The sequence below is a fragment of the Paraburkholderia sp. RL17-381-BIF-C genome (assembly GCF_046026435.1).
Lineage (GTDB): Bacteria > Pseudomonadota > Gammaproteobacteria > Burkholderiales > Burkholderiaceae > Paraburkholderia.
Map to the genome: position 1 here is coordinate 72,686 of NZ_JARESX010000003.1, position 13,178 is coordinate 85,863.

Genomic DNA, 13,178 nt, shown 5'->3' on the forward strand with positions numbered 1-13,178 from the left:
GTCATGACCTGGATCGCCGCCCTGCCAATGTATAACGTCACACCCGCGCTCGACTTCGAGTGGCGCGAGTGGCTCGCCGACGTGCTGCGCATGGTCAAGCCGGCGTGCCGCATCGTCGAACCGGACGAAGAATTGCACGGCTTCTGGCGGCGCCCCAATCTGCTGATCTCGCAAACCTGCGGCTATCCGTTCATGCATGGCTTGCAGGACCAGGTACAACTGATCGCGACGCCGCGCTTTGACGCGCCGGGTTGCGAGGGCGCGCATTATTCAAGCGTGCTGGTGACGCGCGCGGATGCGCCGTTCGATACATTAGCGGCGTGTCGCGGCGCGCGTGCGGCGTACAACCAGGACGATTCGAATAGCGGCATGAACGTGTTTCGCCACGCCGTGGCGCCGCTCGCGCGCGCTGGTCTATTTTTCAGCGCGGTATTGCGAACCGGCTCGCATCTCGGCTCGTTGCGCGCGGTGGCCGAAAATCACGCGGATGTCGCGGCGATCGATTGCGTGACCTTCGCTTTCGTCTGCGACGAAATGCCGGAACTGGCCCGTCAGGTGCGCCGGATCGGCACGACAGCGCCCTCGCCGGGCCTGCCTTTGATCGCTTCCGACACGGTACCCACGGCTACCGTGGAAGCATTGCGCGAAGCGTTGAACGAGGTACTCGTGATCCAGCCCGAGCGTGCGAAACGCCTGCGTTTGCAGGGGTTTTCCGTGTTGCCGCGCTCGGATTACGACCGCATCGAACAGCTTGAAAGCGAGGCGCGCGCCGTCGGCTATACGCGCCTCGCCTGAGTTGCGCCCTTACTGCTGCTACACATCCAGCACCAGAAGCTGCGCGCCGTCGGCAACCTGATCGCCGACTGAATACAGCACCTCCGAAACCGTACCGGCAGCCGGCGCACCGATGGTGTGCTCCATCTTCATCGCTTCCATCACGATCAGCGGCGTGCCCTTCTCCACCACCGTGCCCGGTTCCACCAGCACCGCGATCACCTTGCCCGGCATCGGCGCGGTCAGACGGCCTTCGCCGCCTTCGGCGTCCGCAGCGTGTGCGAGCAGGTTTTGCCATTCGAACGCGAGCGCTTCGCCGAGGCAAAACACATGGAACGTATCGCCGTCGACGAATACGCGGCCCGTTGCCCGCGCATCCCCGATCGTCGCGCGGAATTCATGCGGGCCGCTGCCGTTCGACCAGCTGAAGTCCTCGCGCACGCCGTCGTGTTCGAGCGTTTGCGTGCTGCCGTCGCGCGCGAACGCGACCGTGAACAGGCTTGCGTGATCGCCGCTGCTGTCCATGTCGCGCCAGCCGAGCGTCTGCGTATAGCCGCCATTCAGCCGCCAGTGCGACAACGCATCCCACGGCGACGCGCCGTGCGCCGTGCCGCCCTCGCGCGTGAGCAGCGCTGCGCAAGCGAGCGCCAGCGCTTCCTTGTATGGCTTCTTGCGCGGCGCGAACAAGGCGTCGTGATGACGCTCGATCAAGCCCGTATCGAGATCGCCGGTTGCAAACGGCTCGCTAGCCACGATGCTTTGCAGGAACTCGATGTTGGTGTGCGGGCCGACCACCTCGCACGCATGCAGCGCGCGGCTCAGACGCGCGAGCGCCTCTTCACGCGTGGCGCCGTGCACGATCAGCTTCGCAATCATCGGATCGTAGAACGGCGTGATGGTGTCGCCCTCACGCACGCCGCTGTCGATACGCACCGGCGCCTTGCGTCCCGGCTCGCCAAGACCTGCCGCATCGATCGCGAACTCCACGCCTTCCGGCATGCGCAAATGCTTGAGCGTGCCTGTGGACGGCAGGAAACCACGCGCCGGGTGCTCTGCGTAGATACGCGCTTCGATGGCGTGACCGTCGATCTTCAACTGTTCCTGCGTGAGCGGCAGCGGTTCGCCGGCGGCGACGCGCAGTTGCCATGCCACGAGGTCCTGACCGGTGACCATTTCCGTGACCGGATGCTCGACCTGCAGGCGCGTATTCATTTCCATGAAATAGAATTCGCCCGTGCTGGTCATGATGAATTCGACCGTGCCCGCACCGACGTAATTCACCGCGCGCGCGGCGGCCACCGCGGCCTCGCCCATTTCGCGCTTGATTTCAGCGGGCAAGCCGGGCGCTGGCGCTTCTTCCAGCACTTTCTGGTGACGCCGCTGCACAGAGCAATCGCGGTCGAACAGATAGACAGCGCCGCCGTGACTGTCCGCGAACACCTGCACTTCCACATGGCGCGGCCGCGTCAGATACTTTTCGATCAGCACGCGATCATTGCCGAAGCTGCTCGCCGCTTCCCGCTTGCACGAAGCCAGCGCCGCCGCGAAATCCTCGCTGCGCTCGACCACGCGCATGCCCTTGCCGCCGCCACCGGCGCTAGCTTTGAGCAGCACCGGATAACCGATCGCATCGGCCTCGCGGTGCAGCAGTTGCGGATCCTGATCGTCGCCGTGATAGCCCGGCACGAGCGGCACGGCGGCCGCGTGCATCAGCGCCTTCGCGGCGGCTTTCGAGCCCATCGCCGCAATCGCCTCGACCGGCGGTCCGATGAAAACGATGCCGGCGGCCTCGCACGCATGAGCGAAAGCTTCGTTCTCCGACAGGAAGCCGTAGCCCGGATGCACCGCCTGCGCGCCGGTGGCGCGCGCGGCTTCGATGATGCGTTCGACGCGCAGATAGCTTTCCGCCGCCGTCGAACCGCCGATATGCACGGCCTCGTCACAGGCGGCCACGTGCTTCGCGTTGGCGTCCGCATCGGAATAGACGGCCACGCTCGCAATGCCGAGCCGCTTGCAGGTCGCGGCGACGCGGCACGCAATCTCGCCCCGGTTGGCAATCAGGATCTTGTTGAACATGAAGTGTCTCGATGAAGTGTGCCGTTTTATCGGGGCTGTTGTTCTGGTCAAGGCGCTGCGCGCGCCCTGGAATGGATGCGTTAGTTACGCCAGGCGGGCGGGCGTTTTTCGAGGAACGACGCCACGCCCTCGCGCCCTTCGGCGCCGGCACGCGTGCGCGCGATGCGCGCCGCCGTGTCTTCGATCATCGCGTCGTTCAACTCGTGGCCCGCGATATCCTGCACGAGTTGCTTGCACGCGCGTACCGCCTGCGGACCGTTGGCGCAGAGCGTCTCGGCAATCTGCCGCACGGTGGCGTCGAGTTGCTCCACGCTGACGGCTTCACTGACCAGTCCGAGGCGCAACGCCGTTGCGCAATCGAACTGCTCGGCGGTGGTGAAATAGCGGCGCGACGCCTGCTCGCCCAGCGCACGAATCACGTACGGCGCGATGGTGGCCGGAATCAGACCGAGGCGCGCTTCCGAAAGGCAAAAGCGCGCGTTTTCAACGGCCACCACGATGTCGCACGCCGAGATCAAACCCATGCCGCCCGCGTACGCGTCGCCGTTCACGCGCGCGATCACCGGCTTGTTGCAGCGATAGATCGACGACAGCATGTTTGCCAGCAGCATTGCATCGGCACGGTTCTCGTCGTCCGAGTAACCGGCCATCTTCTTCATCCAGTTCAGATCGGCGCCCGCGCAGAACGCCTTGCCGTTCGCGGCGAGCACCACCGCGCGCACGTCGTCGCGATCGTTGAGCGCCGTGAAGGCCGAGGTCACTTCGGCGATCATCGTTTCGTTGAACGCGTTGCGCACGTCCGGCCGATTCAATGTGACCGTGGCGATCTGTCCGGCGAATTCGACCGTCAGTGTTTCGTATTGCATCGTCGCAGCTCCCGCGCTTTCTCGCGCATCGTCACATTCTGAACACGCCGAAACGCGTGTCTTCGATCGGCGCGTTCATTGCGGCCGACAGACCGAGACCGAGCACGTCGCGCGTTTGCGCCGGATCGATCACGCCGTCGTCCCACAGGCGCGCGCTGGCATAGTACGGGTGGCCCTGATGTTCGTATTGATCGCGGATCGGCTGCTTGAACGCTTCTTCTTCTTCCGCGCTCCACGCACCGCCCTTGCCTTCAATGCCGTCGCGCTTCACCGTGGCCAGTACCGACGCCGCCTGCTCGCCGCCCATCACCGAGATGCGCGCGTTCGGCCACATCCACAGAAAGCGCGGCGAATACGCGCGGCCGCACATGCCGTAATTGCCCGCACCGAACGATCCGCCGATGATCACCGTGAACTTCGGCACCTTGGCCGTGGCCACCGCCGTCACCATCTTCGCGCCGTTGCGCGCAATGCCTTCGTTTTCGTATTTGCGGCCCACCATGAAGCCGGTGATGTTCTGCAGGAACACCAGCGGAATCTTGCGCTGGCAGCACAACTCGATGAAGTGCGCACCCTTGAGCGCGGACTCCGAAAACAGAATGCCGTTATTCGCGATGATGCCGACCGGATGTCCCCAGATATGCGCGAAACCGCACACGAGCGTGGTGCCGTAGCGTGCCTTGAATTCGTCGAACGCGGAGTCGTCGACGATACGCGCGATCACCTCGCGAATGTCGAATGGCTTGCGCGTATCCACGGGAATCACGCCGTACATGCTCTTTACGTCGTAGCGCGGCGGCTTCGGCTCCTGCAACGCAACCGGCACCTGCTTGCTGCGATTCAGATTGCCGACGATACTGCGCGCAATCCCGAGCGCATGCGCGTCGTTTTGCGCGAGATGATCGACCACGCCCGACAGACGCGTATGCACATCGCCGCCGCCGAGATCTTCCGCGCTGACCACTTCGCCGGTGGCCGCTTTCACGAGCGGCGGACCGCCCAGAAAAATCGTCCCCTGATTCTTGACGATGATCGACTCGTCGCTCATGGCCGGCACATACGCACCGCCCGCGGTACAAGACCCCATCACGACGGCGATCTGCGGAATGCCCGCGGCGGACAGATTCGCCTGGTTGTAAAAGATGCGGCCGAAATGATCGCGGTCCGGAAACACGTCGTCCTGGTTCGGCAGATTCGCGCCGCCCGAGTCGACCAGATACACACAGGGCAAATGATTTTCAGCGGCGATTTCCTGCGCCCGCACGTGCTTTTTGACGGTGACGGGATAGTAGGTGCCACCCTTGACCGTCGCATCGTTGCAGACGATCACGCACTCCTGCCCCGCAATCCGGCCAATCCCGGTGATGACGCCCGCGCCGGGCGCATCGTTGTGATACATGCCGTAAGCCGCGAGTTGCGAGAACTCGAGAAACGGCGTGCCGGGATCGAGCAGTTGCGCGATGCGATCGCGCGGCAGCAGTTTGCCGCGGCCCGTGTGTTTGTCGCGCGCCGCCTGACCACCGCCCAGCGCGAGTTTTTCGACTTTCGCGCGAAGGTCGGCGACCAGCGCTTCGAGCGCTGCCGCATTGGCGCGGAAGTCGTCCGAGCGCGGATTCAGCTTTGATTCGATGATCGGCATGGCGGGCGTCTCCTTCAGACCGTCTCGGCAAACAGTTCGCGGCCGATCAGCATGCGGCGGATTTCGCTCGTGCCCGCGCCGATTTCATAGAGCTTCGCGTCGCGCCACAAACGGCCGACCGGATACTCGTTGATATAGCCGTTGCCGCCGAGAATCTGGATCGCCTCGCCCGCCATCCACGTGGCTTTTTCCGCGGTATAGAGGATCACGCCCGCGCAGTCTTTGCGCACCTGGCGCACATGTTCCTTGCCGAGCGTATCGAGCTGGCGGCCCACTGCGTAAAGATAGGCTCGACATGCCTGCAACGTGGTGTAGAGATCGGCCACCTTGCCTTGAATGAGCTGGAATTCGCCGATCGGCTGACCGAACTGCTTGCGGTCGTGAATGTACGGCACGACCGCGTCCATGACCGCGACCATGATGCCCGTCGGGCCGCCCGCGAGCACGGCGCGTTCGTAGTCGAGGCCGCTCATCAGCACCTTAGCGCCGCCGTTTAGCTGGCCGAGAATGTTTTCCTCCGGCACTTCCACGTCCTGGAACACCAGTTCGCCGGTATGCGAGCCGCGCATGCCGAGCTTGTCGAGTTTCTGCGCCACCGAGAAACCCTTCATGCCCTTCTCGACGATAAACGCGGTGATACCGCGCGAATTCGCTTCGGGATCGGTTTTGGCGTAGACGACCAGCGTGTCGCAATCCGGGCCGTTGGTGATCCACATTTTCGTGCCGTTGAGCACGTAGTGATCGCCCTTCTTCTCGGCGCGCAGCTTCATGCTGACGACGTCCGACCCCGCGTTCGGCTCGCTCATGGCAAGCGCGCCGATGTGTTCGCCCGACACGAGCTTGGGCAAGTACTTCTGCTTCTGCGCTTCTGTGCCGTTGCGATGAATCTGGTTGACGCACAGATTCGAATGCGCGCCGTACGAGAGACCGACCGAAGCCGAAGCGCGCGAGATCTCCTCCATGGCGATCATATGCGCCGTGTAGCCCATGTTCGCGCCGCCGTACTCCTCCGAGACCGTCATGCCGAGCACGCCAAGATCGCCGAACTTGCGCCACAGGTCCATGGGAAACTGATCCGTGCGATCGATTTCCGCGGCACGCGGGGCGATTTCTTTGGCAGCGAATCCCGCGATGCTGTCGCGCAGCATTTCGATTTCTTCGCCGAGCGGGAATTGCAAACCGGGCAGGTTGCTCATTGCTGTGTCTCCAGGAGTTCGTTGGCGGCCGGCCTTGGGGCGGCGGCTGGTCCGGATGCGGCTCAGCGGACGGTGGCGGACCGGTGGACCCGCCTTTATCGTCCCGCACGAAGCGCAACGTTCAAGCCGCATTTCACGCCAGATTTACGTAAGCGTCAATAGATATTTTTGAGTATCACTCAGAAACTGGCCGAACCCTCTACAAGGCTGAAATGGCGTGTTAGCATCGGCGTCACGGGGTCAATCGGCAGGCTTTCCCGCCGAATTCGACCAACAAATCTGAACTGGACTCATATGACGGTTGCCACGAAGGCCGAGTTACCCGCCTCGCGCCGCCAGCCGGCCGGGCGCAAGTCGCAGCAACGCGTGAAGGAGATCCTTCAGGCGGGGCGCGACGTGTTCTCCGAAAAGGGCTACGAGCGCGCGACAACGGCCGAGATCGCGCAGCGCCTGGGCATTTCCGAGGCGACCGTGTTCAGCTATTTCCGCGGCAAACGCGAGTTGTGCGCCCGGGTGATCGGCGACTGGTACGACGAGATCATCGAAGCGATCGAATCCGGCTTGCCGCGCGACGGCAATGTGCGCCAGCAGTTCGCGTTCATTGTTCGCACGCACTTGCGGTTGATGCTCGTAAACGGCACCGATCTGTGCGCGCTGGTGTTGTCCGAAGGACGGGCCCGCCACCATGAATTGAGCGAGGCGCTCACCGAGTTGCAGCGCCGCTATACCGCACCGTTGATGCGCGTGCTCGCGCAAGGCCAGGAGAGCGGCCAGATTCGCGCCGACATGCCCTTGCGCTTGCTGCGCTCGATGGTGTTCGGCCCAATGGAGCACGTGCTGTGGGACGCCACGCTCGCGAACCGGCACATCGATATCGATGCGACCGCGGACCGGCTCATCGACGTGTTGTGGGCCGCGCTCACGCCGCCCGACCTGGCGGTGAACGCGTTGCGGCAGTTCAGGGCGGAAGTGGCGGAAGCGAACCGGCGGTTCGAAGAGGCCGCGCGTCAAGCGGCAGACGCGTCGCGAAGCGGCGAATAGCAGGCGCGCTTCCGGTTCTCCGGACTTACGCGTTATTTGGCGAAAAAGCGGCTAATCTACTGCTTCCCCTGCGAAGCCAGATGGAGAGCCCAAGTGCCGAAAGAACCCGCCGTAAAAACCACAAAAACCGCGAAGGCCACCAAAACGACGAACATCCGCATCGGTATAGGCGGCTGGACCTATGCGCCCTGGCGCGGCACCTTCTACCCCGACGACCTCACGCAAAGCCGCGAACTCGAATACGCGAGCAGGAATCTCACATCGATTGAAATCAACGGCACGTTTTACGGTTTGCAGAAACCGGCGAGCTATGAGAAGTGGTATCAGGAAACGCCGGACGATTTCGTCTTTTCACTGAAGGCGCCGCGTTACGCGACCAACCGAAAAGTCCTCGCGGACGCGGGTGAAACCATCGAACGCTTTTTCGGCAGCGGTGTGCTGCTGCTCAAACAGAAACTCGGCCCGATCAACTGGCAATTCGCACCTACCAAAAAATTCGACAACGAAGACTTCGAAGCCTTTCTGAAGTTGCTGCCCGCCAGCATCGAAGGCCAGAAGCTCAGGCATGCGATCGAAGTGCGCAACGACACCTTCAAGACGCCGGAATTCGTCGCGCTCGCACGCAAACACAAAGTCGCCATCGTCCTCGCTGGCGACAGCGAATACCCGCAGATCGCCGACATCACCGCGCCCTTCGTCTACGCGCGCATCATGGGCACGACGGACAAACAGGCCAACGGTTATTCGACCAAAGCGTTGGAAGCATGGGCGGAACGCGCGCGGCAACTGGCAGCGGGCGCGACACCGGACGATCTGGAAACCTCAGCGGAAGCACCCGCAAAAACAGGCGCACGCGATGTCTATCTCTACGTGATCAGCGGCTTCAAGGAGCGCAATCCGGCCGCCGCCATGGCCTTGATCAAACGCCTTTGACGCGTGCCGTCCCGGCCGCAGCACGCGAGTGTCATAATCCCGGCAGCGAAGACAGCCAGCATCGACGCACCCACACTCACGCAGTCAGGCCGCGAGGCCGCCTCACCATCAAGGTCCGGGAGAACATTTTGAGCGCCATCGACAATCCTTTGCACGATCAGGAAGTCGGCTCGGCCGACGCCACCCAGGACACCACGCGCATCGACGACGTTCGGATCGGCGCGGTACGTCCGTTGATTTCCCCTGCCCTGTTGCAGGACGAATTGCCTACGCCGCCTTCGGTGCAGACGCTGGTCGAGAAGACCCGCGCGGAAATCGCCGACATTCTGCATGGCCGTGACGACCGGCTCGTGATGATCGTCGGACCGTGTTCGATTCACGACCACGACCAGGCGATCGAATACGCGCGCAAGCTGAAGGCCGCCGCCGACACCTACAAGAACGATCTCCTGATCGTGATGCGGGTCTACTTCGAGAAGCCGCGTACTACCGTCGGCTGGAAAGGCTATATCAACGACCCGCGGCTCGACGGCAGTTTCCGCATCAATGAAGGTCTGCGTCTTGCACGGCAACTGCTGCTCGACATCAACGGCCTCGGCTTGTCCACGGCCACCGAATTTCTCGACCTGCTCAGCCCGCAATACATCGCCGATCTCATCGCCTGGGGCGCGATCGGCGCGCGCACGACGGAGAGCCAGAGCCATCGTCAACTGGCTTCCGGACTGAGTTGCCCGATCGGCTTCAAGAATGGCACGGACGGCGGCGTACAGGTCGCCGCGGACGCGATCGTCGCCGCGCGCGCGAGCCACGCATTCATGGGCATGACGAAAATGGGCATGGCCGCGATCTTCGAAACGCGCGGCAACGACGACGCGCACGTGATCCTGCGCGGCGGCAAGAAAGGGCCGAACTACGACAGCGCGTCGGTGGAAGCCACCTGCGTGGCGCTCAAATCAGCGGGGTTGCGCGAGCAGGTCATGATCGACTGTTCGCATGCGAACTCGGGCAAATCGCATTTGCGTCAGCTGGAGGTCGTGCAGGATATCGCGCAGCAATTGTCGCAGCGCGAGCGCCGCATTATCGGCGTCATGCTGGAAAGTCATCTGGAAGAAGGCCGCCAGGATCTGAAGCCCGGTGTGCCGTTGCGTCGCGGCGTATCCATTACGGATGCCTGCGTCAGTTGGGCGCAGACCGAGCCGGCGCTCGAGACGCTCGCCGAGGCCACCCGCAAACGCCGCGCGGGCTGAGTGCGCCGGGGCGCAGGCGCTGCTTCGAGCACGCCCTGCGTCGAACACCCCTGCGGAAAGTCCCGTTGGGGGTCGGCTCAAAAACACACGCGCCGCACCATCCGCCGGTTGATCCATCTGACCGGGGTTGGGCAGCGCGTGATTCCTCACACCCGATGCATCGCCCGCCGCGCGCCACGGCAGCGCGCGTGGATGCTCCGGCGTGAAGCGCGTTGCATTACGACGCGTTGACGGCTTCCTTGAACGCCTTGCCAGCGGTGAACTTCACCGTCTTGGCAGCCGCGATCTGGATCTCCGCACCGGTCGACGGATTGCGGCCGACGCGTGCTGCGCGGGCGCCAGTCGAGAAAGAACCGAAACCGACCAGTTGCACCGTATCGCCACCCACCACGGCCTTGGTCACCGCTTCGACGATCGCGTCGATGGTTTGGCCGGTGGCCGCTTTGCTTTCGCCCGTCGCTGCGGCGACTGCATCAATCAGTTCCTGTTTGTTCATAGCACTTCCCGTATGGTAATCATGGAACCGGCGCCACGTCTGTCGCGCCGGGACCGACACACTAACGCATAGGCGCCGGTTCGCGCAAACCTTGGGTGTAAGGCTTGTATCACCCGCCCACAGGGAATTTGACGATTTTTTCCTGCAAAGTGCCATAAGAATCGCGCGCTTAGGCATTTATCGCGCTCCATGCGTATTCTCCCGCTATCACAATCCGTTGCAATTTCAGTGATTTAGCGCTGCGCGAACCTTGGCCGGCGGCCTTTTTTACTATGTTATGGTGGATTAGAGAGTTTCTAAAATTGTCAGGACGAGAGGTCCGCAATCAAGAATCCGGGAGGAATAAAAAAATGAAATTTCGCCATATTGCAACATGTGCGCTCCTCGCTGTGACCTCGTGCGCAGCCTTCGCAGCCGGCGACAAAGCCTGCGCCACCCTGGTCGGCGCGGCACATTCCGGGTCGCCGCAGAGCTTTCAGGTGCGTGACGGCGAACCCGTCGACCTGGTGAGCCATGCCGGAACCGTCCACGGCAAGCTGCTGGTTTTCGGCGATGGCGGCACTTTCCGGGCTTATTGGCAACCTGAAAACAGCCCCGAAAAATATGTGCTGGCAAATGCCGGCGTGAATGCCGTACGTCTCGTCTCCACCCCGCCGCAAGGCACGCAGGCTCAAAACGGCCAACCGGGCACAACCCTGGAGCCTCAGCGTGTACTTTCGTGTCCTGCACTTTGATACGCGAACCTGTCATTTGCGCCACCTTCGATTCGGCATAAATGACGGATCGCGCAGCGTTTTACGGTCGAACTTACCGCTCGTTCGCACCGGGATTCGATTTCGTTCAAGGTGTCCTTAAGATCCCACCTGTCCTGCCGATATACCAAGCTGCGAGTGCAGCGCAAACGTTTAAAAAAGGACGGGAATGGTTCTGCTAACCCAATTCAGGGATGCGCTGTCGGTCGCTAAACGCGACCCCGAACTCGTGCGCTCGCAGCTCGACGCATTTGGCCACCAGGTCCCGCTTCTCTACTTCATTCTCCTGGTCAACACGACGACGGTCGCCATTACGCATATAAGTTGCGCGCCTGCGTGGTTGGCGATCTACTTTCCGGCGGCGCTGTGCGCCATCTGCGTCGTCCGATGCATACGATGGTGGCAACTCCGGCACCGCGTTCTGACCGACGACAGAGCGGTGTCCGAACTGCGCAAGCTCACCTGGCTGGCCGGCCTCTTCGCCGTTGCGTTCAGCAGCTGGTCGTTGCTCCTGTTTCCCTACGGCACCGCCTACGAACAGACGCAAGTCGCGTTTTACATGGCGACCACGGTAGTCGGCTGCGTGTTCTGCCTGATGCACCTGCGCGCGGCGGCCATGTTGCTGCTGTCGATCGTCATCCTAAGCTTCTCCACTTTTCTGGTTTTTACCGGCTATCCCGTTTTCATCGCGATGGCTGTCGATATGACACTGGTGGGTGTCGCGCTCGTCTTTATCATTCAACTGTATTGCCGGACATTCGCCGATGTGGTGCATGCACAGCGCGAGTTGCAGGCGAGCCAGCAGAAAACGCAGCGCCTGAGCGACGACAACTTCTGGCTCGCGAGCATCGACAGCCTGACCGACCTGCCCAACCGGCGCAGTTTCTTCGCCTCGCTGCGCGCGTTGTCCGAGCACGCGCTCGGCAGCGGCGGCGGATTCAATGTCGGCCTGATCGATCTTGACGGCTTCAAACAGGTCAACGACATCTACGGCCACGCCAGCGGCGATCTCGTCCTGCAGGAAGTCGGCGCACGCCTGTTGTCGCTCGCCGAGCCCGGCATTTTCTTCGCGCGCCTCGGCGGCGATGAGTTCGGCGTGCTCGCACAGCACAAACTGGCGAACGCGACGCTCGTCGAATTGGGCGAGCGTATTTGCGGGGCGCTCAGTCAGCCCTACCGGATCGCCGGCAACGTTGCCGAACTGTCGGGCACCATCGGCTGGGCCGCGTTCCCCGAAGCCGGCACGACGGTCGCGCAAGTGTTCGAACGCGCCGACGCGGCGCTATACGCGGGCAAGGAAAGCCAGCGCGGCACCCCGGTCATTTTCTCGACCGAACATGAAACGCGGATCCGCCGCTCGAGCCTCGTCACCCAGGAGCTTCGCCATGCGGATCTCGAGTCGGAACTGTTCCTGGAGTTTCAGCCGATCTACGACGTGCTCACGCAACGCACCATCGGCATGGAAGCGCTCGGCCGCTGGCATAACGCACGGCTCGGCGCCGTCAGACCGGAAGAATTCATTCGGATTGCCGAGCGTACCGAACTGATTCTACGCATCACGGAAGTGCTGCTGCACAAAGCACTCGACGAAGTGGCGCGCTGGCCGTCGGAGCTCTACCTGTCGTTCAATCTGTCGGCGATCGATATCTGCACCTCGGCACGCGCCCGCCGTCTGATCGATATCGTCATGGCAAGCGGTGTGCCGCCGCATCGCGTGTCGTTCGAAATCACCGAAACCGCGGTGACGCGTGATTTCGAACAGGCCCGTTGTTCGCTCACCATGATCAAGAAAGCCGGCTGCCGGGTATCGCTCGACGATTTCGGCACCGGCTATTCAAGTCTTAGCTACGTGCATCGCCTGCCCTTCGATACGATCAAGATCGACCGCAGTTTCATGACGGACGTGGATTCCAACAGCGCATCGAAAAAGATCGTCAAGTCGGTGCTCGACCTGTGCAGGAACCTCGGCCTCGAATGCGTCGTGGAGGGACTCGAGACGGTGTCGCAAGTCGAGGTCGTCAAAGCACTCGGCGCTCGCGCGGTGCAGGGTTATCTGTTCAGCCGGCCGATGCGGGCGAGCGCCATTGCCGCGTATTTGCAGGCGCCGCGTGGGCACGACCATGCCGTGCAAATGCTGGAGCAATAGAGCCCGCGCGTC

11 protein-coding genes are annotated in these 13,178 nt (G+C 62.6%); 6 read left to right on the plus strand and 5 right to left on the minus strand.

The genetic code is table 11. From position 1 onward, the window contains the following. The first annotated feature begins 3 nt into the window (after nt 1–3). Nucleotides 4–795: a phosphate/phosphite/phosphonate ABC transporter substrate-binding protein gene (locus P0D70_RS03275; protein WP_408182551.1), complete on the plus strand. Its 792-nt coding sequence runs from the start codon at nt 4–6 to the stop codon at nt 793–795. Nucleotides 796–813: 18 nt separating this feature from the next. Here P0D70_RS03275 and P0D70_RS03280 read toward each other — a convergent pair whose 3' ends face one another. The 4 genes from P0D70_RS03280 to P0D70_RS03295 all read right to left on the minus strand — a co-directional run bounded on the left by P0D70_RS03280 (nt 814) and on the right by P0D70_RS03295 (nt 6,551). Then, nucleotides 814–2,850, minus strand: coding sequence for an acetyl/propionyl/methylcrotonyl-CoA carboxylase subunit alpha (locus P0D70_RS03280; RefSeq protein ID WP_408182554.1), 2,037 nt, complete (start codon nt 2,848–2,850; stop codon nt 814–816). Between the two features lie 80 nt (nt 2,851–2,930). After that, the gene (locus P0D70_RS03285) at nt 2,931–3,716 is read right to left on the minus strand and encodes an enoyl-CoA hydratase/isomerase family protein (RefSeq protein WP_408182556.1); all 786 of its coding nucleotides are present in this window, start codon (nt 3,714–3,716) and stop codon (nt 2,931–2,933) included. Nucleotides 3,717–3,747: 31 nt separating this feature from the next. Beyond that, nucleotides 3,748–5,355 (minus strand): carboxyl transferase domain-containing protein, encoded by a 1,608-nt coding sequence (locus P0D70_RS03290; RefSeq protein WP_091807600.1) that lies wholly within the window; start codon nt 5,353–5,355, stop codon nt 3,748–3,750. Between the two features lie 14 nt (nt 5,356–5,369). Next, nucleotides 5,370–6,551 carry an isovaleryl-CoA dehydrogenase gene (locus tag P0D70_RS03295; RefSeq protein WP_091807598.1) on the minus strand — a complete coding sequence of 394 codons (1,182 nt, stop codon included), beginning with the start codon at nt 6,549–6,551 and terminating at the stop codon, nt 5,370–5,372. Nucleotides 6,552–6,845: 294 nt separating this feature from the next. Here P0D70_RS03295 and P0D70_RS03300 point away from each other — a divergent pair, with 294 nt between their 5' ends. The 3 genes from P0D70_RS03300 (at nt 6,846) to P0D70_RS03310 (ending at nt 9,772) form a co-directional block, all read left to right on the plus strand. Continuing rightward, nucleotides 6,846–7,592 carry a TetR/AcrR family transcriptional regulator gene (locus P0D70_RS03300; RefSeq protein ID WP_408182559.1) on the plus strand — a complete coding sequence of 249 codons (747 nt, stop codon included), beginning with the start codon at nt 6,846–6,848 and terminating at the stop codon, nt 7,590–7,592. Nucleotides 7,593–7,685: 93 nt separating this feature from the next. Then, nucleotides 7,686–8,525: a DUF72 domain-containing protein gene (locus tag P0D70_RS03305; protein ID WP_408182561.1), complete on the plus strand. Its 840-nt coding sequence runs from the start codon at nt 7,686–7,688 to the stop codon at nt 8,523–8,525. 128 nt (nt 8,526–8,653) lie between these two features. Then, a complete protein-coding gene (locus P0D70_RS03310; protein ID WP_408182563.1) occupies nt 8,654–9,772 on the plus strand; it encodes a 3-deoxy-7-phosphoheptulonate synthase in 1,119 nt (372 codons plus the stop codon). Between the two features lie 217 nt (nt 9,773–9,989). Here the strand turns inward: P0D70_RS03310 and P0D70_RS03315 are convergent, their stop codons facing one another. Further along, nucleotides 9,990–10,268, minus strand: a complete 279-nt coding sequence (locus tag P0D70_RS03315; protein WP_006049832.1) for an HU family DNA-binding protein — start codon at nt 10,266–10,268, stop codon at nt 9,990–9,992. Between the two features lie 350 nt (nt 10,269–10,618). Here P0D70_RS03315 and P0D70_RS03320 point away from each other — a divergent pair, with 350 nt between their 5' ends. After that, nucleotides 10,619–11,002 (plus strand): hypothetical protein, encoded by a 384-nt coding sequence (locus tag P0D70_RS03320; protein WP_408182565.1) that lies wholly within the window; start codon nt 10,619–10,621, stop codon nt 11,000–11,002. Between the two features lie 187 nt (nt 11,003–11,189). Then, on the plus strand, nt 11,190–13,166 hold the full coding sequence (locus tag P0D70_RS03325) for a putative bifunctional diguanylate cyclase/phosphodiesterase (protein ID WP_408182567.1): 1,977 nt from the start codon (nt 11,190–11,192) through the stop codon (nt 13,164–13,166). Nucleotides 13,167–13,178: the final 12 nt, after the last annotated feature.

Coding starts and splice junctions, on each gene's coding strand:
- P0D70_RS03275 (WP_408182551.1), top strand. CDS start 4: ATGACCTGGATCGCCGCCCTGCCAATGTATAACGTCACACCCGCGCTC.
- P0D70_RS03280 (WP_408182554.1), bottom strand. CDS start 2,850: ATGTTCAACAAGATCCTGATTGCCAACCGGGGCGAGATTGCGTGCCGC.
- P0D70_RS03285 (WP_408182556.1), bottom strand. CDS start 3,716: ATGCAATACGAAACACTGACGGTCGAATTCGCCGGACAGATCGCCACG.
- P0D70_RS03290 (WP_091807600.1), bottom strand. CDS start 5,355: ATGCCGATCATCGAATCAAAGCTGAATCCGCGCTCGGACGACTTCCGC.
- P0D70_RS03295 (WP_091807598.1), bottom strand. CDS start 6,551: ATGAGCAACCTGCCCGGTTTGCAATTCCCGCTCGGCGAAGAAATCGAA.
- P0D70_RS03300 (WP_408182559.1), top strand. CDS start 6,846: ATGACGGTTGCCACGAAGGCCGAGTTACCCGCCTCGCGCCGCCAGCCG.
- P0D70_RS03315 (WP_006049832.1), bottom strand. CDS start 10,268: ATGAACAAACAGGAACTGATTGATGCAGTCGCCGCAGCGACGGGCGAA.
- P0D70_RS03320 (WP_408182565.1), top strand. CDS start 10,619: ATGAAATTTCGCCATATTGCAACATGTGCGCTCCTCGCTGTGACCTCG.
- P0D70_RS03325 (WP_408182567.1), top strand. CDS start 11,190: ATGGTTCTGCTAACCCAATTCAGGGATGCGCTGTCGGTCGCTAAACGC.